This is a genomic window from Paenibacillus sp. WLX1005 (assembly GCF_046603685.1).
Classification (GTDB): Bacteria; Bacillota; Bacilli; order Paenibacillales; family Paenibacillaceae; genus Saccharibacillus.
This window is the reverse complement of sequence record NZ_CP176756.1, coordinates 4737501-4761254: the sequence shown is the minus strand read 5'-3', so window position 1 is coordinate 4761254 and position 23754 is coordinate 4737501. Positions and strand designations below refer to the sequence as shown.

21 protein-coding genes are annotated in these 23754 nt (G+C 41.1%); 20 read left to right on the top strand and 1 reads right to left on the bottom strand.

Features of this window, described 5'->3' with window-relative positions:
* Positions 1 to 75: 75 nt before the first annotated feature.
* The 20 genes from ACE3MZ_RS20405 to ligA all read left to right on the top strand — a co-directional run bounded on the left by ACE3MZ_RS20405 (position 76) and on the right by ligA (position 22214).
* Positions 76 to 1377 (top strand): methyltransferase domain-containing protein, encoded by a 1302-nt coding sequence (locus ACE3MZ_RS20405; protein WP_411343922.1) that lies wholly within the window; start codon positions 76 to 78, stop codon positions 1375 to 1377.
* Positions 1378 to 1535: 158 nt separating this feature from the next.
* Positions 1536 to 2321: an ABC transporter permease gene (locus ACE3MZ_RS20400; RefSeq protein WP_411343921.1), complete on the top strand. Its 786-nt coding sequence runs from the start codon at positions 1536 to 1538 to the stop codon at positions 2319 to 2321.
* Positions 2322 to 2332: 11 nt separating this feature from the next.
* Positions 2333 to 3076 (top strand): ABC transporter ATP-binding protein, encoded by a 744-nt coding sequence (locus ACE3MZ_RS20395; protein ID WP_411343920.1) that lies wholly within the window; start codon positions 2333 to 2335, stop codon positions 3074 to 3076.
* A gap of 20 nt (positions 3077 to 3096) precedes the next feature.
* Positions 3097 to 3957: a glycosyltransferase family 2 protein gene (locus tag ACE3MZ_RS20390; protein WP_411343919.1), complete on the top strand. Its 861-nt coding sequence runs from the start codon at positions 3097 to 3099 to the stop codon at positions 3955 to 3957.
* A 20-nt stretch (positions 3958 to 3977) separates the two neighbouring features.
* Positions 3978 to 6212, top strand: coding sequence for a glycosyltransferase (locus tag ACE3MZ_RS20385; protein ID WP_411343918.1), 2235 nt, complete (start codon positions 3978 to 3980; stop codon positions 6210 to 6212).
* Positions 6193 to 6723 (top strand): hypothetical protein, encoded by a 531-nt coding sequence (locus ACE3MZ_RS20380; protein WP_411343917.1) that lies wholly within the window; start codon positions 6193 to 6195, stop codon positions 6721 to 6723. Before ACE3MZ_RS20385 ends, ACE3MZ_RS20380 begins: the two co-directional genes overlap by 20 nt.
* Before the next feature lie 33 nt (positions 6724 to 6756).
* Positions 6757 to 8196: a DUF2142 domain-containing protein gene (locus ACE3MZ_RS20375; RefSeq protein WP_411343916.1), complete on the top strand. Its 1440-nt coding sequence runs from the start codon at positions 6757 to 6759 to the stop codon at positions 8194 to 8196.
* Positions 8197 to 8220: 24 nt separating this feature from the next.
* Positions 8221 to 8928: a glycosyltransferase family 2 protein gene (locus ACE3MZ_RS20370; RefSeq protein WP_411346868.1), complete on the top strand. Its 708-nt coding sequence runs from the start codon at positions 8221 to 8223 to the stop codon at positions 8926 to 8928.
* An 8-nt stretch (positions 8929 to 8936) separates the two neighbouring features.
* Positions 8937 to 9308 (top strand): DUF2304 domain-containing protein, encoded by a 372-nt coding sequence (locus ACE3MZ_RS20365; RefSeq protein ID WP_411343915.1) that lies wholly within the window; start codon positions 8937 to 8939, stop codon positions 9306 to 9308.
* An 18-nt stretch (positions 9309 to 9326) separates the two neighbouring features.
* Positions 9327 to 9692, top strand: a complete 366-nt coding sequence (locus ACE3MZ_RS20360; RefSeq protein WP_411343914.1) for an EamA family transporter — start codon at positions 9327 to 9329, stop codon at positions 9690 to 9692.
* Positions 9693 to 9712: 20 nt separating this feature from the next.
* Entirely contained in the window at positions 9713 to 10456 is a 744-nt protein-coding gene (locus ACE3MZ_RS20355) for a sugar phosphate nucleotidyltransferase (protein WP_411343913.1), read from the top strand.
* A gap of 9 nt (positions 10457 to 10465) precedes the next feature.
* A complete protein-coding gene (gene rfbC, locus ACE3MZ_RS20350; protein WP_411343912.1) occupies positions 10466 to 11011 on the top strand; it encodes a dTDP-4-dehydrorhamnose 3,5-epimerase in 546 nt (181 codons plus the stop codon).
* 82 nt (positions 11012 to 11093) lie between these two features.
* On the top strand, positions 11094 to 12113 hold the full coding sequence (gene rfbB / locus ACE3MZ_RS20345; protein WP_411343911.1) for a dTDP-glucose 4,6-dehydratase: 1020 nt from the start codon (positions 11094 to 11096) through the stop codon (positions 12111 to 12113).
* Complete coding sequence (gene rfbD / locus ACE3MZ_RS20340; protein ID WP_411343910.1) at positions 12113 to 12982, top strand: dTDP-4-dehydrorhamnose reductase; 870 nt, start codon at positions 12113 to 12115, stop codon at positions 12980 to 12982. Before rfbB ends, rfbD begins: the two co-directional genes overlap by 1 nt.
* Positions 12983 to 13182: 200 nt before the next feature.
* Positions 13183 to 14145, top strand: coding sequence for a glycosyltransferase family 2 protein (locus ACE3MZ_RS20335; RefSeq protein WP_411343909.1), 963 nt, complete (start codon positions 13183 to 13185; stop codon positions 14143 to 14145).
* A gap of 275 nt (positions 14146 to 14420) precedes the next feature.
* A complete protein-coding gene (locus tag ACE3MZ_RS20330) occupies positions 14421 to 15326 on the top strand; it encodes a glycosyltransferase family 2 protein (protein WP_411343908.1) in 906 nt (301 codons plus the stop codon).
* Entirely contained in the window at positions 15323 to 16747 is a 1425-nt protein-coding gene (locus ACE3MZ_RS20325) for an undecaprenyl-phosphate glucose phosphotransferase (RefSeq protein ID WP_411343907.1), read from the top strand. Before ACE3MZ_RS20330 ends, ACE3MZ_RS20325 begins: the two co-directional genes overlap by 4 nt.
* Before the next feature lie 181 nt (positions 16748 to 16928).
* A complete protein-coding gene (locus tag ACE3MZ_RS20320) occupies positions 16929 to 17618 on the top strand; it encodes a heptaprenylglyceryl phosphate synthase (RefSeq protein ID WP_411343906.1) in 690 nt (229 codons plus the stop codon).
* A gap of 30 nt (positions 17619 to 17648) precedes the next feature.
* Positions 17649 to 19994: a DNA helicase PcrA gene (gene pcrA / locus ACE3MZ_RS20315; RefSeq protein ID WP_411343905.1), complete on the top strand. Its 2346-nt coding sequence runs from the start codon at positions 17649 to 17651 to the stop codon at positions 19992 to 19994.
* A gap of 189 nt (positions 19995 to 20183) precedes the next feature.
* The gene (ligA, locus tag ACE3MZ_RS20310) at positions 20184 to 22214 is read left to right on the top strand and encodes an NAD-dependent DNA ligase LigA (protein WP_411343904.1); all 2031 of its coding nucleotides are present in this window, start codon (positions 20184 to 20186) and stop codon (positions 22212 to 22214) included.
* Positions 22215 to 22358: 144 nt separating this feature from the next.
* On the opposite strand, the gene ACE3MZ_RS20305 is transcribed toward ligA, so the two are convergent.
* Positions 22359 to 23663 carry a molybdopterin-dependent oxidoreductase gene (locus ACE3MZ_RS20305; protein WP_411343903.1) on the bottom strand — a complete coding sequence of 435 codons (1305 nt, stop codon included), beginning with the start codon at positions 23661 to 23663 and terminating at the stop codon, positions 22359 to 22361.
* Positions 23664 to 23754: the final 91 nt, after the last annotated feature.

Here is a 23754-nt window from a genome sequence, read left to right as displayed (position 1 = left end):
TTTAACTACAGGAACTATTCTGAGAATAGCGGGAGATTCACCAAACCAATTTTAGCCCAATTTGAGGAGGATAAAATGGATTTTACAGGAGAACGGTATGTTCCAAATAAGGTTTTTGGTGAGATCGAAGTTGAACATAAACAAAGATATCATGCGATTCTTGATTTTGTTAAAAATAAAAAGGTTTTGGATGCAGCTTGCGGAGAAGGATATGGTACAAACTTGATTGCTCAGCATGCTGAATTTGTATCGGGAATTGATATATCCGAAGATTCCATTACCTGGGCACGTAACGCGTATCAGTCGAATAACATTGAATTTCATGTATCCGATATACAGACATTACCACTTGAAGATCATTCAGTTGATGTAGTTATTAGCTTTGAAACCATTGAACATGTGGATATAGAAGCGCAAAAACGTTTTTTACAGGAAATCAAAAGAGTATTGAAACCGGATGGTGTACTCATTATGTCTACACCCGATAAAAGATTATATTCGGATGTAGATGGATTTACAAACCCATTTCATCTACATGAATTTTACGAACATGAGTTTCAGGATTTCTTGCAAAGACAATTCAGCTATACACATATGTTTCGGCAAGGGTTTAAAACGTTCAGTTATCTGGGATTAGGTGGCGATGAAGTTTCTCAGCACTCACATTATCGTATGGATGACATATATCATACTGTAAACAAAGGTAAGTATTTAATTGCCGTTTGTTCCGATAAACAGCTGGGGAATTTGGAATTACTCAATAGCATCATGCCATTAGAAGCTACTAAATGGGTTAGCCAACTTCAAATTGATTATGGTAACGGCTTTAGTGATAAACAAGTTGTATATGCCGATATGCAAATTGAAGGTAGAGAATTCAATGTTACGTTTGACCTTGAGCAAACAGAAAATATACGAAGTTTGAAATGGATTCCATTAGAGGGACAACTGATTAATATTGATATTCTGGATTATCCAGAGCAAATTGAGATGATCTCTTTGAATTCATTTGGCCATCGTGGTAGCTATACAGAATTTCAAGTATCAAGACCTGAGTATCTCATTCATCTTCACGGTGAAATAACATCTGCATTTCATTTAAGTGGCTATATTGAAGTGTTGAATTCTGGAAATGTATGTTCTAAACTCCAACCCAGAATTGAGACATTGCAAAATGAACTAGTAGAACTTCAAACAAAGTTGCAGAACTACGATCAAACAAAAGAAAAATTAAGTTTGATTATGAGTGAACGCGAATATGCGATGTATCTTTATGAAACTGCAAACGTTGAAAATCAAACTCTGTTAAATTCAACATCTTGGAAACTTACTCGTCCACTCAGAGCTATCAATAGAATAATGCGTAAATTTCGTTAAATGATTTTTGTAGTCATTATAAGACAGTACTTTTTTGAAGTACATTCGAATTGGACGCTCACTGGTGTTTAACGTATACTGGATGGGTTGAAGATGTAAACTGAGTTTGTTAATCATAGTTTAACTGAAAATTAAGACAGCTAGGTGGCGGTATATTAATGTATGAATTAAAGCGATACTTTTTGAATTTTTATAAATACAAAGATTTACTGAAGTTGCTTGTGGCTAAAGACATTAAGATTAAGTACAAACGATCTGTATTAGGCATTGTTTGGAGCGTATTAAATCCATTGCTGACGATGATTATTATCACGCTAGTGTTTCAAGAGTTATTTAAATTTAATGTCGAGAATTTTGCAGCTTACGTCATTAGCGGACAAGTATTATTTTCTTTTTTCTCGGATTCTACTTCGCTGGCGATGGGATCGATTTATTCTTCAGGTCAAATCATTAAAAAAGTATATATACCAAAATATATTTTTCCATTATCTAAAGTGTTATATTCGGCTGTAAATATGTTGTTCTCTCTCTGCGCAGTATTGATTGTATGTTTTATTACTGGTGTTCATCTCAAATATACGTTTATTTTTAGTTTCTTATCTATTTTTTATGTATTTGTATTCAGTGTAGGAGTAGGCTTGATTTTGTGCAGTATCGTTGTGTTTTTCCGAGATGTTGAGCATATTTATGGTGTGTTTATTACAGCATGGATGTATGCAACACCAATTATTTATCCTATGAATATTATGCCGGATAAGTACATGCCACTTTTACTTGGCAATCCAATGTTTTATTTTTTAACTCATTTCCGGGAATCATTGCTTTATGGGCATATTCCTCCATTAGAGCTTAATATTCAATGTGCTAGTTATGCTTTGGTGACTTTGTTAATTGGAGTATATATGTTTAAACAACGTCAGGATAAATTTATCCTTTATATTTAAGGAGTTTGGTCATGCAAACAAGTGATGTGATTATTAATGTTCAGGATGTATCGATGTGTTTTAACATGACCACTGAAAAAATAAGTGGTTTGAAGGAGTTTCTGATTAAAAGAATAAAAAATCAAATCTCGTATACTGAATTTTGGGCTTTAAAAGATGTTAGTTTCCAAGTTAGTCGTGGTGAATTGTTTGGAGTGCTTGGATTAAACGGAGCGGGTAAAAGTACTTTGCTCAAAACTGTAGCAGGCGTATTAAAGCCAACTAAAGGAAACGTACAAATTGCTGGACGCATGGCACCATTGATTGAGTTAGGAGCAGGCTTTGATACAGAATTGACTGCAAGAGAGAATATTTACCTAAATGGAGCAATTCTTGGTTATTCTAAAAAAGAAATGAATGCCCGTTTTCCTGAAATCGTGGAATTCTCGGAGTTGGCTGAATTTATCGATGTGCCGGTAAAGAATTTTTCATCAGGAATGTATGCAAGACTTGGCTTTGCGATTGCTACTTCGACCAGACCAGATATTTTGATTGTTGATGAGATTTTGTCTGTAGGTGATTTTAAATTCCAACAAAAATGTGAAGCCAAAATTAGTGAAATGGTTCAGCAAGGTACAAGTGTGTTGCTTGTCTCACACTCCATTGATCAAATTCGGAATTTATGTACACGAGGTATCATTTTAGAAAAAGGACAATTGATCCAACAGGGGAATATTGAGGAATTATGTGATTTTTATTATTCCAAATATACCTAAGAAGGGAGAACAGAAATCCAATGCTCCCTGGACTATATTATAAAATAATGAAATATATCATTCGTTTCCAAATTAAATTTCATCCATTGCGTTCGATAGGTGGCGAGACATGGTATGACAATTGGATTAAAAAAAACGAGCGATATGATATAGCGAATGTCAAACAAGAATGTGCGCGATTTCGCATCCAACCATTGATGTCCATTATTCTTCCTGTCTACAATGTACAGGAAGAATATTTGCGAGCATGCATTGAATCAGTACAGCGACAGTTCTATACTCGTTGGGAACTTTGTATTGTCGATGACTGCTCCACCATGCCTCATATTCAGAAAGTGCTGGATGAATATGGGCAGCAGGATGCAAGAATTCATATAACCTACCGTAGTGAAAATGGGCATATATCTGCTTGTAGTAACACGGCTCTAAATATGGCGTCCGGTGACTATACAGTTTTGTTAGATAATGATGATATTTTGGCTGATTTTGCATTATATGAAGTAGTAAAACTTTTGAATCAAATGCCGGATACTGATCTAGTATTTAGTAATGAAGACAAATGGCTGGATGGCAAAAGAGTACAGCCATTTTTTAAAAAAAACTGGGGCTTTCCCTTACTTATGCAAATGAATTATATTTGTCACCTCGCCGTATATCGCACATCTCTTTTGCGTAGTATCAATGGATTTAGAATAGGTTACGAAGGCGTTCAAGATTGGGATTTAGCTATCCGTGCTATTCAACATCAAGCAAAGGTGCAACATCTCCCTAAAATTTTGTATCATTGGCGCATCTCGCCGACCTCGACAGCTGGCGGAGAAAAACATAAAAGCTATATTAGAGACAAACAACGTATGTTAATTGATAATCTCAAAAAATAAATTGTATGAAGGTGATAAAGTTGAGTATAAATACGCTCATGAAAAAAACAATGTCTACCATGAAATATGAGGGAAGCAAAGCCCTCATGCGGAAAGCTTACGGATATACAAAAAAAAGGTTTTTAAAAACACACGTTCCTTCCAAGTACCATTTTAAAGATGTACTTTTTATTAATGGTTGCTCTCTTCCGCATCCACCCCGTTATCGTGTCGACCATCAGATCGAGCAACTTCACTTCAATGGATATTCCTGTGATAGCGTTTATTATGAAGAACTTGATATCGAAATGGTTCGCTACTATAGAGCGTTTATCTTCTTCCGTTGCCCCCACACACCTGTTGTAGAAGAATTAATCAAAAAGGCCAAGTATTTTAACAAAACAGTTTTCTTTGATATTGATGATCTTGTTATTGATTATAAGTATGTAAAAGAAATTGACTACTTAAATACAATGAGCAAAGAAGATCTAGACCAGTATATGGACGGTGTTAATCGTACTCAACAAACATTAAAATTATGTGATTACGCAATTACTACAACTACCAGATTGGCTAATGAAATGAGTAATTACATTGAAGAAGTGTTTGTGAATCGTAATGTAGCTTCGGAGAAGATGGTAGAGCTATCTCTAAAAGCACTAAAAGATAAAGACGCTGCTTTACAGAGCAATTCATCTTCGCGTGTGGTTATGGGATACTTTAGTGGCAGTATTACGCACAATGAAGACTTTAATTTGATTATTGATGTAGTCAAAGACATGTTTAAAAAGCATAATAATGCCTATTTAAAAGTGGTTGGTATTCTGGACATTCCGCAGGAATTAAGCGAGTATAAAGACCGAATCATTTTTGAAAAATTTACTGACTGGACCAATTTGCCACAATTGATTGCCAATGTAGATATCAATTTAGCTCCTTTGGTAGATACGATTTTCAATGAGGCTAAATCTGAGAATAAATGGACAGAAGCAGGATTGGTTAAGGTACCTACTATAGCAAGTAATTTGGGTGCATTTCGTGATGTGATTACACAGGAAGTTGATGGAATACTTTGTAATACTGCTGAAGATTGGAGCTTCTATCTAGATAAGCTGATTACTGATAAAGCGTACCGGGAAACCATCGGTAAAAATTCATACAATACGGTTATGAATGGTTGGACTACGATGGGAAGCGGTTATAAATTGTTTGAATTTATTGAATCACGCTTGAGTGAGAATATCGCTTTTGTATTGCCTTCTACTCAGATCAGCGGTGGTGTTAATGTGGTTATTAAGCACTGTAACATTTTACGTGATCATGGTAAGGATGTACTGATCATTTCTATGAGTGAAGATGATAAAAATATTATCAATAAAGATGGAGAAATCAATGTAATCTCCTATCATCGACATAGCTTTCATGGATTACTTAGAAAATGCGTGTCAACATTGTGGACAACTAATGATTTTTTGAACATGTATGCTAAAATCACGCAAAAGTATTATCTTGTCCAAAATTTTGAAACCAACTTCTACGAACCTGGCAATCACATGAGAGTCTGGGCCAACTTAACCTATAATTTCTTTACTAATATCAAATATATAACCATTTCTAAATGGTGTGAAAATTGGCTGTTGGAGCGGTACAATAAGCATGCAGCCTATGTTGAGAATGGAATCGATCTATCTGTCTTTCAATATCGTCCACGTACTTTTGAAGGTAAAATCAAAGTATTGGTCGAAGGTAATTCCAGTGATTACTATAAAAATGTAGATGAAAGCTTTAAAATTACGAATCAGTTAGATCGCAATCGTTTCGAGGTTTGGTATCTGTCGTATAGCGGTAAACCTAAAGATTGGTATAAGGTAGATCGTTTTCTTAATAAAGTGCCACATGACCAAGTCGGAGAAGTATATGCACAGTGCGATATTTTGGTAAAATCCAGCTTGTTAGAAAGTTTCTCTTATCCACCGCTGGAAATGATGGCAACAGGCGGTGTTGCAGTGGTAGCACCAAATGAAGGCAATATCGAATACCTAGTTCACAACGAGAATTGTTTGCTTTATGAACAAGGTGATTTTGCTAATGCCTTACAAATGATTGAAGCGGTGTGCAATGATCCATCTATGAGAACACGACTGATTGAGAATGGATTAAAGACTGCACAACATAAAGAATGGAAAAATCTCGAAAATGATGTTCTTGCACTCTATGATTATTCAACACAACCTATAAAAAACAGCGGTGAAAAATATGAAGCAAAATCAGTTTAAACGTTTTTTGATTCCTTTTATTCTCTTGGTTCTTTTTATTTACGTATATATTGGAAATATCGGTAAGATGACTGAGGTAATCAATACGGATGGACAAAAGAATGTTGGCGAAATCACTTCAGGCACAGAAGTAAGTCAATCTTTCATATCTCCAATGAATAATCTGAGCGGATTTTCTATAAAGTTGGCAACATATGCAAGAGTAAATGAAGGCCGTGTTACATTGGGAATACGAGAATTGGGTGATTCTAGAACTATTTACTCAACTACAATCAAAGCAGAAAGCTTACCTGATAATGCCTATTATGATGTTCGTTTTCCACCAATTAAGTTTTCCAAAGATAAAAAGTATCTTATTTTTGTAAGCTCCACGGATAGCTCTGCTGGTCATGCCATTACAGCTTATATGTCTTCAAAAGATACGTACTCTGATGGTGACTATATGAAGAATGGTGAACAGCAACAAGGAGACTTGGCATTTAAAGTAGTATGTAACCATACTCTGTTTTAGTAAAATTATGTTGTAGAGAGGAATTTATTTAGAATGGAGCGAGAAAAGCAAAAAGATTTTAAACTTGAATTGAAACTTCTAAATATACTACTATTCTTCGGACTACTATGTGTATTCATAACCCCGCCTTTTCAAATGGCGGATGAAGACAGCCACTTTAAAAGAGCATTTACAGTAGCTAATCTTGATCTGGTGCCACAAGCGAACGATCATGGAGAAGTTGGATTTTATTTACCGCAAGCTATTGTGGATTTTGAAGCTAATTATCGATATATGAAAGCAGATATAGCACAGAAATTTGACTATAAAAAATACTATACTGCTATAAGTACACCGGTTAATTATACGCCAGTTGCATTTAGTCAGTTTAGTACAGTAGAAACTAATCCTTTATTGTATGTACCTCAGGCTATAGCGATGTTCTTTTTTAAAGCGATCATTTACATTTTTTCTTTAGGGAAAGGTGAACTTCTTACACCGCTTAGTTATATGTATGCTGGGAGAATAGGTAACCTGATCTTCTTTATCTTTTGTGCATATACAGGCATGAAATTGATTCCATTTTACAAAAGAGTGTTCTTTTTGCTGGCTTGTATGCCAATGACGATAGGATTAGTTTCTTCAACTAGCTATGATGGAATGGTTATCGGAATTAGCTTGTTATTTATAGGCTTAGTATTGAATATTGCATTTAATCTTAATATCCAAAAAGTCAGCTTAAAGCAAATTATTATGCTGTGTGTACTTTCTTTTATTCTTATTGAATTAAAACAGGTATATTTCCCGCTAGTATTGTTATTTTTATTAATCCCCAAAAATAAATTTGTGAATTTCAAGAAACAACTGATTTATTTTGGAGCTATACTGTTAAGTGGAATTGTTAGTTATGGATTATGGTCTATTATTGGTCAGATTCATGGTAAGTTCGATAATAATGGTAATTCATCTGAACAATTGTCATTCATTCTAAGTCATCCTATACAATATATAGGTATACTGTTCAGAACATTCTATGAGCTAAGCTTCTTCTATACAAACAGCTTTATCGGCAATCTAGGATGGCTGGATACTAACTTCCCACCTGTATTCATTTATCTATATTGCTTATTCATTATTGTATTTGCACTATTTGATAGCCATTCAGCGATTAAATTAACTATGCAGCATAAATTAATAACAATTGTTGTTTTTCTTGCTTCAATTGTATTGATTGAAACAGGATTATATCTAACTTGGACTTCTATTCCCGAAATCGGTGGTATTGGGTATCCAACTGTTTCTGGAGTGCAAGGGCGTTATTTTATACCGATTATGCTATTGCTAATGTTGGTTCTATATAACCAGAAGCTACCTCTAATGGTCAAACCGATTCAGCGTGAATTTAGCGACCATATTTTGACTACATTTTGTACATTTAGCAGTGCTTTAATGATTTTCTTTATTATCGTGCGTTATTGGGTTCCGGGCACGTAATTTATAGAAAAGGGGAAGAGTGAAATCAATAAAAAAATTTTGATTATTGTACCTGCTTACAATGAAGAGAATAATCTTGAAGCTCTCGTTAAATCTATTCGTATTTTAAACAATCCTAACATTCATTATATAATCATTAATGATTGTTCAAAAGATAAAACCGCTTTTATTTGTAAGCAATTGGACATTCCTGTTATTAATTTACCTTGTAATTTAGGTATCGGAGGAGCTGTACAAACTGGTTACAAATACGCGTATGAGAATGGATTCGACATTGCAATACAAGTGGATGGAGATGGACAACATAATCCTATCTACATTGCTAGTTTGATCGAGCCACTTTTGAAAGAACAGGCAGATTTGGTCATTGGTTCGCGCTATATCGAGAAACAAGGGTTCCAATCCACTGTTTTACGAAGAGTAGGTATTAGCTATTTTTCTAAATTATTATTGACACTTACTGGGCAACGTATTACAGATCCTACTTCTGGATTTCGAGCTTGTAATCGTAAAGTGATAGAACTATTTGCTAAACGATATCCTGTGGACTATCCAGAACCGGAATCTATTATGTATTTGAAACGAAATGCTTTTAGAATAGCTGAAATTCCGGTTGTGATGGAGCATCGAGCAAGTGGTACTTCTTCGATTACAGCTTTAAAGTCAGTGTATTATATGATTAAAGTATCGATAGCGATAGTGATTGATAAGCTTCGCAAAGAACTGGTATAGGAGAAGATATGGTATCTTTAAAACTTCAGGTTATCTTATTGATAGGCTCACTCCTCTGTTTTATTTTATTAATTAATTTTATTCGTAAGTATAGGCTAGAATTGAAGTATTCTATGCTTTGGTTTGTGATTACTATTATCAGCATCGTGCTCTCAGTTTTTCCTACCATTTTAAATGGTATTGCTGGTTTGATGGGGATCGAACTTCCTGTTAATGCTTTGTTTTTGTTGACTTTCTTGGGGCTTATTATGATCATTCTATCGTTGACACTGGAGCTGTCAAAATCGACAATGAAAATTAAAGAGTTATCTCAGGACGTTGGTATACTTAAACATGAGCTAGAGAAAATTAAAGATCAACTGGCGAAAAAACAGGTTTAATGCAAACGGAGGGACAAGATGCTCAAATCGGATACGCTGATAAGTTACACATTGTTATTATTGAATATTTTGATGCTAGTAAGTGGCCAAGCATTTTTTAAACTCGGTTTAGAGAAAATTGGCGGTGTGAATTTAAGTAATGCTTGGAAAGCACTGCTGTCGCCAACCATCATTATAGGTCTTGGTTTATATGTTATAGCTACCTTGGTGTGGTTTGTTGTATTATCCCGATTACCGCTATCAGTAGCGTATCCTATTCAAAGTTTGGCGTATGTATTAGGTATATTTTTGTCAATCAGCATGTTTAATGAAACTGTATCCATGACGAAATGGATTGGAGCAGCAATCATCGTTATAGGTGTTATCTTTATTGCAACAGATTAACATTAGAGGAGGCGCACGTTATGAAAGGTATTATTCTTGCAGGTGGAACAGGCTCGCGTCTGTACCCGCTTACCAAAGTAACCAACAAACACTTATTACCCGTTGGTAAATATCCCATGATCTTTTATTCCGTACACAAACTAAAACAAGCCGGAGTGAACGATATTCTGATCGTTACAGGTAAAGATCACATGGGCGATGTCGTAAACTTGCTCGGTAGCGGCAGCGATATGGGAGTCACCTTTACATACAAGGTGCAAGACGAAGCAGGAGGTATTGCCCAAGCACTGGATCTGGCAGAGCATTTTGTCGGAGATGATCAGATGATCGTGATCCTCGGCGATAATGTATTTGCAGACGATATTGCACCATTTGTGGAAAACTTCCGTACACAGCAAAAAGGTGCCAAATTGCTGCTACAACAAGTTCACGATCCACAGCGCTACGGTGTAGCTGAACTGGATGGCGAGCGTATCGTTTCCATCGAAGAGAAACCGAAATCTCCGAAAAGCGATTATGCAGTAACTGGTATTTATATGTTTGATAATCATGTATTTGATATTGTCAAAACATTGAAGCCTTCTGCACGCGGCGAATTGGAAATTACGGATGTGAACAACGCTTATATTCAGCGTGATGAACTATCCTTTGATATTCTACAAGGATGGTGGACTGATGCCGGTACACATGCTTCACTTGCCAAAGCAAATGAACTTGCCAAAGACATTACGTTTGGAGAAGAATTCGGCAAGCTGAAGCTATAGGAGGATATTATGAAAGCTATACCATCTAAACTGCAAGGTGCTCTGCTGCTTGATCCTATTGTACACGGAGATCACAGAGGCTACTTTATGGAAAGCTATAATCAACACATCATGCATGAGCTGGGAATCAAACATGATTTTGTACAGGATAATCAATCACTCTCTGCAGAGACTGGTGTACTGCGCGGATTGCATTACCAATTGAATCCGAAAGCGCAAACCAAGCTGGTACGTGTCATTGCTGGTGCCATCTATGATGTGATTGTAGATATTCGCAAGGAATCGCCGACATTTGGTCAGTGGCAAGGATTCATTCTGAGTGAATACAACAAGCGTCAATTGCTCGTCCCACAAGGCTTTGCGCATGGATTCTGTACGTTGGTGCCGAATACGCAAGTGTTGTATAAAGTGGACGAGTATTATTCGCCTGAACATGATCGTGGTATTTTGTGGAGTGATCCGGCGTTAGGCATTGATTGGCCTGTCCATACACCGGTACTATCTGACAAAGATACGCGTCAACCACTACTAAAAGATGCCGATCTCAACTTTTGATTCTAAAATAAACTATATTGATCTATGAATAAGGTTCAGCATCCTTGCTGAATCTTATTCACTGATTACAGGAGGAAGAACTATGAAATTACTCGTTACGGGTGGTGCCGGTTTTATCGGCAGCAACTTTGTACTCTATATGCTGCGTGAACATCCAGAATATCAGATTATCAACGTAGATGCGCTGACTTACGCAGGCAATCTAGAAAATCTGAAAGACATCGAAGGCAATCCCAATCATACGTTTGTGAAAGCCGACATCGGTGATGCTGCCAAAATGGATGAACTCGTATCGCAAGGTGTGGACATCATTGTTAACTTTGCAGCAGAATCGCATGTGGATCGTAGCATTCTGGAGCCGGACGTATTTGTAAAAACGAATGTCCTCGGCACACAAGTCCTGCTGGATGTTGCCAAAAAACACAACATCACCAAATTCGTGCAAGTATCGACAGATGAAGTATACGGTACACTGGGCGAAACCGGTCTGTTCACAGAAGAAACACCGCTCACTCCGAATAGCCCGTATTCTGCGAGCAAAGCAGGGGGCGATCTGCTGGTGCGTGCATACCACGAAACATTCGGTCTGCCAGTGAATATCACACGCTGCTCGAACAACTACGGACCTTTCCAATTCCCAGAGAAACTGATTCCATTGATCATTTCTCGTGCGCTTGCTGATGAAGCATTGCCGGTATACGGTGATGGTCTGAATATTCGTGATTGGCTGTATGTAGAAGATCATTGCAGCGCGATTGATCTCGTTATTCATGAAGGCAAAAATGGTGAAGTGTATAACATCGGTGGCAACAATGAGCGTACGAATATCCATATCGTCAAAACGATTTTGGAACAATTGGATAAGCCGGAATCCTTGATTAAATACGTGCAAGACCGTCCGGGTCACGACCGTCGCTACGGTATCGATCCAACCAAAACGATGACCGAGCTGGGCTGGAAGCCGAAACACAATTTTGAATCCGGTATCCAAGCAACAATCCAATGGTATCTGGATCACAAAGAATGGTGGACTCGTATCGCTTCTGGCGAATACCAAGAATACTACCAACAGCAATACGGTAGCCGTCTAGGTGAGCAATAATGAACGTACTCGTTACGGGCGCATCTGGTCAGCTCGGCGTGGATACGGTTGCTGTACTGGAACGCAAAGGTCACACGGTGCTGGGATGCGACCGCCATCAGTTGGATATTACTAATCTGGAGCAATGCCAGCAAGTGATCGGCGAATTTGCGCCGGATGTTGTAATCCACTGTGCAGCGTACACCGCTGTAGATGCGGCGGAAAGTGATATAGACGGTGCGTATCTGGTCAATGCAACAGGTAGCCGCAATATTGCCGTCGCTGCCGAAGCCGTACAGGCGAAGGTGATTTACATCAGTACCGATTATGTATTTGATGGTCAAGGGGAACAGCCGTACCATGAATACGACAACACCGATCCGCAGGGCATTTACGGTAAGTCCAAGCATGCAGGCGAAGTACTAACTCAAACACTCTCCAGTCGTTACTTTATCGTACGTACTTCATGGGTATACGGCATGCACGGCAACAACTTTGTCAAAACGATGCTGAAGCTGGGACAAGAGAAACCACAGCTGAAAGTGGTTCATGACCAGAAAGGCTCGCCGACCTACACGGTGGATCTAGCAGAGTTTCTGTCTGAGTTGATGCTGACGGAAAAGTATGGCATCTACCATGCTTCGAATAGTGAAGCATGTACGTGGTATGAGTTTACACAGGAGATTTTTGCGCAGGCGAAGCAGATTCTTGGAGCCGAGATCATCGCTGAACTGGAACCGTGCACAACAACAGATTTTCCACGTCCAGCGCCACGTCCGGCAAATTCGGTCATGGAGCATCTCTCGATCCGCACCAATGGATTCGAAGATATTCGCTCTTGGCAGGATGGACTGACAGCTTTTTTGCAAGAATTGAAGCAAAGCTCGTAAGAATAACATATTTGATTTTCAGATTCGAATGATAACCAACTTCAATAGCATTTTCAAAAGAGATACTGTCTGCTAACAAACAGATAGTATCTCTTTTTGTTTGTGTGTGCAGATGGATGGATAGCTACTTAGAAATTTATGCTAAAATAAAATAGCTATACATTTCGGGCAAATGCCAAATCATAGAGTGGAGTAATGAGATGTCTAATCAAACTTTGCAGGTGTTATTATCCACCTATAACGGAGAAAAATACATAGCTCAGCAGTTGGATAGTATATTTGCGCAAACGCATACTGATCTTAAGATTTTGATTCGTGATGATGGCTCGCAGGATACTACCGTATCCATTGTACAACGTTACATGGATAATCATCCGGGGCAGATAGAACTGATTGCTGGTGACAATATAGGAGTGGTAAGGAGCTTTTGGAGTTTAATGCAGCAAGCTGATTTGGAAGCTGCCTATTTTTGTTTTTGTGATCAGGATGATGTTTGGATGTGTGATAAGACGACGAGAGCGATCGAACAGTTGCATCATTTGGAAATGCAGTCAGAATCGAAGTTAGAGCATGGAGCCATAATACCTGCTATGGTATTTACCGCTACGCAATTGACAGACGAAGCACTTATGCCCACAGCCATTTGGCCAGGAATGCCTGCTCGTCCACCTTCATTTTATAATGCACTATTTCAAAACATTGCAGTTGGAGCAACTATTTCTATAAATCGTAGTGCCTTACAATTACTGAATTCTGTTTCGGTTCATACACCACATATTCTTATGCATGATTGGTGGATCTATTTGACGATATCCTGTTTCGGTTCATTGTCATTTGATTCAAAGCCATCTATCTATTATCGGCAGCATACTAATAACGCCGTTGGTGGAGAAGCAACGCTATTGCAGAAATTCAAGAAAAAGTTGAGCAGCTTTAGTAAACATCAAAATCATAAACTATTAGTTGCGCAGGCTAAAGAGTTCAATAAACTTTATGGTGATCACATAACAGATAAGCAAATGCTAGAACAATTACATGCTTTTATTGCGCCGAGAGAGCGTATAACCGAGCGGATTCGATATTTAAAAAAATGCCGATTATATCGTCAATCGATAGTAGAAAACCACTTATTTCGATTGTTAATTATGATTGGTTACATTTGATATCTTGATTGCTGATAAATATATTATTTATCCATAAGTGGATGTGCATACCATTTGAAAACACTGAAAAGGTTCTACTGGTATAATCTTGAAATTAACTTCTAACGGATGATCTGTGCTATAATGCCTGTAGACTCAAGTCCGGTCTTTGCAAGGAATATACAAAAGTCGGTAGAATACTCATAATGATTAGCAATCATAAATAGCCATTGCAGGATCGTAATCTATGAATCACATTAGCTTATGATATGCGAATTTCAAGGCAGGAGCGTATTATGGACGTTAGCGTTTTAATTTTAAATTATAATACATGTCAGCTGACACTGGATTGTATTGCTTCGGTATATCGTTCGCAGACACAGTATACGTACGAGATGATCGTGGTCGATAATCATTCCAGTGATGATTCCGTCACTCGCATTCCGGCAACTTTTCCGGATGCTGTATTCATCGCCAATCCCGACAATGGCGGTTTTGCCAAAGGCAATAACATTGGCATGAAACAGGCGCGGGGTCGATATACATTGCTGCTTAATTCCGATACCATCGTAGAACCGGACACACTGGAAACGATGGTTTCTTTTATGGACAGCCATCCGCGTGCAGGTGCAGCAGGCTGTAAGATTATTTTGCCGGACGGAACGCTGGATAAGGCGTGCAAGCGTGGATTCCCAACACCATCAGCATCGTTTTATTATGCGTTCGGATTTTCAAAATGGTTTCCGAACAATCCTAAGTTTAACGGCTATCAGCTCGGTTATCTCAGTCCGGACGACAGCTACCAGGTTGATTCGTTGGTAGGTGCTTTTATGCTTGTACGACGTGAGGTCATTGAGCAGATTGGCGGGCTAGATGAAGCGTTTTTCATGTATGGTGAGGATATCGACTGGTGCTACCGGATTAAAGAAGCGGGCTGGGAGATTCACTACCGCGGCAATACGTTTATTGTGCATTACAAGGGAGCAAGCAGCCGTCGCAAGCCATTCAAGATCATCTATGAATTTCACCGGGCCATGTGGCTGTTTCACCGCAAGCATTACCGGAAGCAGTATTCGTTTGTAACGAACGGTATTGTGTATGCTGGCATCGGGGTCAAGCTTGCGATGTCATTGATTAAAAATAAATTATTACGACCGGCATCCGCATCCACAGCCGAAACAGAAAGGAGAATCCAGACGTGATCCGCAAAAATCAGCGATTTTTGACCCGACTGTATATTTTGACGGATTTCTCGGTCATTCAGCTTTCCTTTCTGATTGCCTGGTTTTTGAAGTTTCAGGCACTAGTATTGCCGTATGATAATTCGCCTGAAGGTTATGGGGCATTGCCGATTGAAACGTACTTTATGTGGAGTATTGTGTACGGTGGTATTGCCGTACTGATCGGTACGATGAGCAGCTTATATTCAGCCAAGCGCAAAAAGCGTTTTGCAGATGAAATGCTAAAAATTGTACAGACGCATGCAGTGAGCATTTTCGTACTGCTCGGCGCGTTGTTCTTCTTTAAAGAAGTCAATATTTCGCGTTACTACTTGCTCGTATACATGATCTTCAATCTGCTGCTTATTATCTTTTACCGTTATGTGATCAAGCTTGGACTCAAGCGCGCACGGCAAAAAGGATTCAACAAGCAGTTCGTACTTATTCTGGGCGCAGGTTCGCTTGGGAAACGGTTCTACGACAATCTGATGCAATACCCGGAAATGGGCTACGATGTGGTCGGCTTCCTTGATGATTATCGTGATTTTGACAGTATAGAGCTACGCAAGTACAAGCCAGTACTCGGTAAAATTCACGAATTGGGAGATAAGCTGCATTCGATGATGATCGACGAGGTCATTCTAGCGTTGCCACTGGATGCACATGATAAATATCCATGGATCATTGCGGAATGTGAAAAAGCAGGTGTACGTACACTCATTATTCCCGATTTCTTCGACTATTTGCCTGCGCGACCGTATTTCGATAATTTTGCTGGCATGCCGATGATCAACGTGCGAGATATTCCGCTCGATATTGCGGCGAACCGTATTTTCAAACGCGGCTTTGATATTCTTTTCTCCTTGGCAGCCATTTTGGTTACATCGCCGATTATGCTGGTAGTGGCAATCGGGGTGAAGCTGACTTCGCCGGGACCGATTATTTTTAAGCAGGAGCGTGTCGGTCTGAATCGGCGTAATTTTATGATGTTCAAGTTCCGTTCTATGCGCGTTATTCCAGAAGGTCAGGTCGATACGGGCTGGACGACTGCCAATGATCCGCGCAAAACGAAGTTCGGTTCATTTATCCGACGTACGAGTTTGGATGAACTGCCGCAATTTTTCAATGTACTGATTGGCGATATGAGTGTGGTCGGTCCACGTCCAGAGCGTCCATACTATGTAGAGCAATTTCGGGAAGAGATTCCAAAGTATATGGTCAAGCACCATGTACGTCCGGGCATTACCGGTTGGGCGCAGAGTAATGGTTTGCGTGGCGATACGTCGATTGAAGATCGGATTAACCACGATATTTTCTATATTGAAAATTGGTCGTTGCTATTCGATATTAAGATCATTTTCAAAACGATACGTAATGGATTCGTAAACAAAAATGCGTATTGATCTGCATCATCATGCACAATAACTAAAATAACGACACATCTATCGACTACAATGGAAATACGCCTATGTCCTACTTGTATAAAGTAGGGCATTTTTGTTCGTATTGCATACGAACATTGACACTATACACCTGCTGTCATAGACTTATTTTGAAGGTTGTTTCAAAGACGGAGGAATATCATTGAGAGACGAAATAAAAACATGGCGTCATGTGTTCAAACTTGATCCCGATCGCGACATTTCGGATGACGATCTGGAGCTGATTTGCATGTCCGGAACAGACGCGATCATGGTCGGTGGTTCATCTGGGATTACGTATGACAACACGGTTGATCTGATGTCCCGTGTGCGTCGTTACGAACTGCCCTGTGTGCTGGAAGTGTCCGACCTCGAAGCAGTTGTACCGGGTTTTGATCTGTATATGATTCCGATGGTATTGAATACACAGCACAGCCAGTGGATGATTGGCAGACATGTACAGGCGATTGAGCAGTACAGTCATCTCATTCCATGGGAATTGCTGGTCCCGGAAGGGTATATTGTGTTAAATGGCGAATCTACTGTAGCGCAATTGACCGATGCTATGACCGATCTCGATGCTGATACGGCAGCTGCTTACGCACAGGCAGCAGATCGTTTATTGCAGTTACCAGTAGTGTATGTCGAATATAGCGGTACATTTGGCGATATGGAACTGGCAGCAGATATTCGTCGGGTGACTCGCAACGCACGTATCTTTTACGGTGGTGGCGTAGTCGATGAACAGACGGCACGTCAGGCTTCACAAATATGCGATACCGTAATTGTTGGCAACATCGTATACAACGATCTACAACAAGCGTTGAAGACAGTTTCTGCTGTCAAAGCGTAATTATTTTGTTTGAAAGGGGTATTATTTCGCATGACGATGATTAATATAAAAGACGCCATCAACCGTCTGAATCCCAGACAAAAGGAAGCGGCACTGGCAACCGATGGTCCACTGCTCATTATGGCAGGCGCAGGTAGTGGTAAAACACGCGTACTAACTCACCGTATCGCTCATATTATCGATTCTCGCAAATCGGCACCATGGGGCATTCTGGCGATTACATTTACGAACAAAGCTGCTCGTGAGATGCAAGAGCGTGTCTCTCAGCTGGTTGGCAAGGATGGACGTGAAATTTGGGTATCCACCTTTCACTCCATGTGCGTACGGATTTTGCGCCGTGATATCGAACGGATCGGCTTCACTTCCAATTTCTCCATTCTTGATTCTGGTGACCAGTTGTCCGTTATTCGCTCCTGCATGAAGGACTTGAACATGGATACGAAAAAGTTTGAACCCAAAACGGTGCAATCCATGATCAGCACAGCGAAGAACGAACTGGTCACACCGGATCAGTATGAGCGCAATATCGGCGATTATTTTGAAGGTTTGGCAGCCAAAGTATATACGATGTATCAGCGTCGACTGCGTGCGAATAACTCGCTCGATTTTGACGACCTGATTATGACGACGATTCAACTGTTCAAGGAAGTTCCGGAAGTGCTGGAATTTTACCAGAAGAAATTCCGTTATATCCATGTGGATGAATATCAGGATACGAACCGTGCGCAATACATGCTCTGTAATATGCTGGCAGATGCGCATCACAATATTTGTGTCGTTGGTGATAGCGACCAGTCGATCTATCGCTGGCGTGGTGCCGATATTACGAACATTTTGAACTTTGAAAAAGATTACCCGGAAGCGAAAACGATTTTGCTGGAGCAAAACTATCGTTCGACTTCCAACATTCTGAACGCAGCCAACGAAGTCATCGGCAACAACGGCGGACGCAAACCGAAAAAGCTGTGGACAGACAAAGAAGGCGGCGCCAAGATCAAAGTGTACCGCGCCGACTCTGAGCATGATGAAGGCTACTTCGTTACATCCGAGATTCATAAAAATGTGAAAACCGGTCGTCCTTATCAGGATCATGCGATTCTGTACCGCACCAATGCCCAATCCCGGGTTATAGAGGAAATTCTGATCAAGTCGGATATTCCGTACCAGATTGTCGGCGGCATTAAGTTCTATGATCGCAAAGAGATCAAGGACATTCTCGGCTATCTGCGTCTGTTATCCAACCCGGATGATGATATTAGCTTAACCCGTGTAATCAACGTACCGAAGCGTGGGATCGGTGATACGAGTGTAGCGAAGCTGGCATCGGCAGCAGGCGAACGCGGTATTTCTATTTTTAAAGTGTTGGAGATTGTCGACGACTTGGGTTTTGCTGGACGTACGCGCAATGCGCTGGTGGAATTTTACGATATGATTGCAGCGTTGCACCAGATGGTAGACTATCTGTCAGTGACCGAATTGACGGAGAAGATTCTGGAAATGTCTCAATATCGAATCGAATTGCAACGTGAGAATACACTGGAGTCCAAAGCGCGCGTCGAGAATATTGAAGAGTTCCTGTCCGTTACGATGGAATTTGAGAAAAATAATGAAGACAAATCGCTTGTATCGTTCTTGACTGATTTGGCGCTGATCGCCGATATCGATTCAATGGGGGATGATCCAGAAGAGCAGGATGATGCTGTCGTACTGATGACGATGCATAGCGCAAAAGGTCTGGAATTCCCAACTGTATTTATTATCGGTATGGAGGAAGGTGTCTTCCCGCACAGCCGTGCGTTTATGGATAATGACGAGCTGGAAGAAGAACGTCGTCTGGCGTATGTCGGTATTACGCGCGCGGAGAAGCAGCTATTCCTTTCCTGCGCCCAGATGCGTACGCTGTTTGGACGCACAACTGCTAACCCGCCGTCACGTTTCTTAGAAGAGATTCCAGAAGAGTACAAAGAAGATACACGCGTAGCACCGAACAACTACCGTCGTGGCGGCGGTAGCAGCTATGGAAATAGTGGACGTGGATTTGGTGGCAATGCAGGTGGTAGTAACTTTGGCGGACGCCGGGATAACTCGTCGGCATTCGGTAGCGGATCGTCTGCACGTGCTGTACCACGTACAACTCCGGCATCTTCTGGTGTCACGGTAAGCACGGGGAACGGCACAGCACCGAAACCAGCAGCGGCAAGCGGTGGTAGTAACTTCCAGGCAGGCGATAAAGTATCCCATGGCAAATGGGGGATAGGCACCATTGTAGCTGTCAAAGGAACGGGGAACGATATGGAGCTACAAATTGCTTTCCCGGCACCGACAGGCTTGAAGCGACTATTGGCTGGTTTTGCACCGATTACCAAAGTGGAATAATGAACCTTCCTTTGTAAACGCACATCGTAACGTTGTATATCTTCAACTTTATGATCAAATTTTAAAATAAGAGAAAATTACAAAATCACACAGCTTGACGCATGGTATGCGGATACTGTCTATATTTCGAGGCGGCTGTCTGTTTTATTGACAGCTGTCTTACATATTACGAACGGAGAGATGCCCCAAATGGACCCGATGAAGGAAATGGAAAGCCTTGTCGCCGAGCTGAATAACTATAATTATCATTACTACACGATGGACGAACCGCTTGTGGACGATAAAGCCTATGACGCCTTATATGACCGATTGCTGCAACTAGAACAGGATAGCGGTGTCGTACTGCCAGATTCCCCTACCTTACGGGTAGGCGGCGAATTGTTAAAAGGCTTCCTACCACATCGCCATCTGGCACCACTGTGGAGTCTCGACAAAGCGCAAAATCTGGAAAAGCTATCAAGCTGGCATACCCGTGCTCGGAAACGCATTGATGATTACAACGAAAAGAATCCAGATACACCATTGCCGGAACCAAGTTACGCGGTCGAACTGAAATTTGACGGGTTAACACTGAACCTGACGTATGAAAATGGTCGCTTGATTCAGGCATCGACTCGTGGGAGTGGTGTAGTCGGTGAAGGAATTCTAGAACAAGTGAAAACGATCCGCTCGATCCCATTGTCGATTCCATTTACGAAGGGCAAGCTGGAAATTCAGGGTGAAGGCATTATGAATCTGTCTGTACTGGAAGCGTATAACGAAGCCGCATCTGATAAGGACAAACTTAAAAATGCCCGCAATGCCGCCGCAGGCGCACTACGCAACCTCGATCCCAAAATCACCTCCAAACGCAAGCTGAACGCTTACTTCTATAATGTAGGATATGCAGAAGGCATCACGTTCCAAAATCAACAAGAGATGATGCAGTTTCTACAGGATAATCATTTGCGCGTGAATCCGTCTGTTTTTTATTATGAGAATTTTGATGATGTGATCGTGAAGCTGGAAGAGATCCAAGCCGAACGTACCAGTCTGGATTATCTGATCGATGGCGCGGTCGTGAAAATTACCGATATGCGCACCCGTGAAGTACTCGGTTATACCGATAAGTTCCCGCGCTGGGCAGTTGCTTACAAATTCGAAGCCGAAGAGACGAGTACCATTCTCCAGTCTGTAAGCTGGAATGTAGGGCGTACTGGTAAAATCACACCGCTCGCACGTGTGGAAGCTGTCGAACTCGCAGGCGTAACTGTACAGAACTGTACACTCAACAACATCGGCGACATTGAACGCAAAAACTTGAAACATGCTCTTGGCACTCGTGTATATATTCGTCGCTCAAACGATGTCATTCCTGAAATTCTTGGCAAAGTGTCCGAAGAGAACGATGGCGAAGAAATTCCATACCCGGATCAATGTCCGGCATGCGGATTTCCGGTAGAACAGCGCGGTGCACATTTGTTCTGTAACAACAAATTTGGCTGCGAGCCGCAAATTGTAGCGCGTATTACACATTTTGCTTCCCGAGATGCGATGGATATCGAGACATTCAGCATCAAGACAGCAACGCAGTTGCAAAGCGAATTGCAAGTACGCGAACCAGCGGATCTGTATACGTTGCAGCTGGACGATCTGGTGAAGCTGGAACGCTTTGGCGAACGCAAGGCCAATAACCTGTTACAAGCAATCGAAGACAGCAAAACCCGTGATCTGGCATCATTCCTGTACGCACTGGGCATTCCCAATACTGGGAAAACAACAACGCGTATGCTGGCAGAACATTACCGCGATCTGGACAAAATCCGCGCGGCAACGGTTGAAGAACTGGTTGAGTTGCCAGACGTTGGTTCGATTGTCGCTGAAAGTATCGTCGAATACTTTGCCGATCCATTTATGCAAACCGGAATTGACCGTATGCTGGAGCAAGGCGTGAAGCCGCAAGTTCCTGAAGCGCCCGCAACGGTTATAACCGAAGATTCCTACTTTACTGGCAAAACCGTTGTCCTAACGGGCACACTTCATACGATGACCCGTGACGATGCTGCTGAGCGTTTGGAACAACTCGGCGCCAAAGTCACCGGCAGCGTATCCAAAAAGACCGACATCGTCATTGCCGGCGAAAAAGCAGGTAGCAAACTCACTAAAGCACAAGACCTCGGCATCGAGATCATCGAAGACGAGCAACAACTCCGCCAATTGCTAAATCTCGACGAAGCATAACAGAATGAACTAAGAGAACTAAGAGAACTAAGAGAACTAAGAGAACTAAGAGAACTCCTTTGCCACCTAGTATCTTGAAATGTTTGAACCACAATCTCTAAAAAAAGGACGAGCATCTCTATACACAGAGACACTCGTCCTTGATCAACTCAGATTATCCGGCAGCCAAGCATCTTTATCATAACCGCGTTCTTCCCAATATCCCGTATAATCATCCGCAATCAACTCAATCCGATTCAACCATTTTACTGATTTATAAGCATACATTTTCGGAATGACAAGTCGCACCGGACCGCCCAGATCGGCAGGAATAATATTACCATCATGCAGAAGCGCAACCATAATATCCTTCAACTGCGCCTGCTCCATCGTAATCGAATCCGTATACACTCCGTCACCAGAATAGAATTTAATCGTACGCGCCTCCGGCTTCACGCCAGCCATCTTCAAAAAGTCGAGTAACGGAATGCCTTCCCACGTATTTTTATACACCGACCAGCCAGTTACACAATGAAAATCACTAACCTGAACCTGCCGCTTCAACTTCAGAAATTGCTCCCAATTCCATGTTTGCGGCTTATCCACCAGCCCATCAATCGTGAACGACCAGTTACTATTATCAAAAGAAGGAATCGGCGTCACCGTATATACACGGAACTCACCCTGTGCTCCTCCACCGATCGGCGGCGACGAATCGGTGAGCGGTTTCGGATCAGGCACCATTTTGTTTGGATTGCTGGCTTCCATTTCAGTCCAACTACCACCACCGCTTGTTAATGAACTACCCAGCCACCGCAAAAAAGTAGGACCAATCGAAACCGCAAGTCCAATACCAATGGCACCGCGCAAAAAGGAACGTCGTGTATAAAAAGGCGTTGCTTCCTGTGGACGTGACACAGGTGTTACTACCGGTTTCTTCACTGTTGGCTCAGAATCTGGATGTAGGGTATCTACTTCTGCTTTGTCCGGCTGTAATCGAATGGAGCGCTTTTTCGGATCTTTTAGCCATGCTGTACGTGTGAGTGAATGATAAATGATATAAGGAAGACCAATCCAAGTTAGCAGATCATGCACGAACAATGCCGTATTGGCAACATTGGGTCCAACCTGCCGCAGCAACCATAACAAAACCCCCGATACAATCCAACCGACCAGCAAAATCATAACCAGAATCACATTCATCTTCTGTGCTGGCTTTTGCCGAATCTGTTTCCAGTGCTTGGAAGCAAGGAATAAATAGTAGACCACTGGCACGAGCAACGCCAGTCCGCCAATAATATGCACCCAGCGAATCCAAACCCGAACTTCGCCCAATACCTCGCGCCAGAATCCACCTAGCAAAATAAGTCCAGTTACCGCCAGTAACGCAACCAGCCAGGCATTCCAAGCATGAAGACGAATCAGCTTTTTACCAAAGCCTTTTTGAATAATGGAAAGCAAACGACTCATATCTATATTCCTCCCTTGCAATCGATGAATCATTCATCATGATGTTGAAAAGATACAAATCGAATACCAACCATATAAGCTAAATAATCAC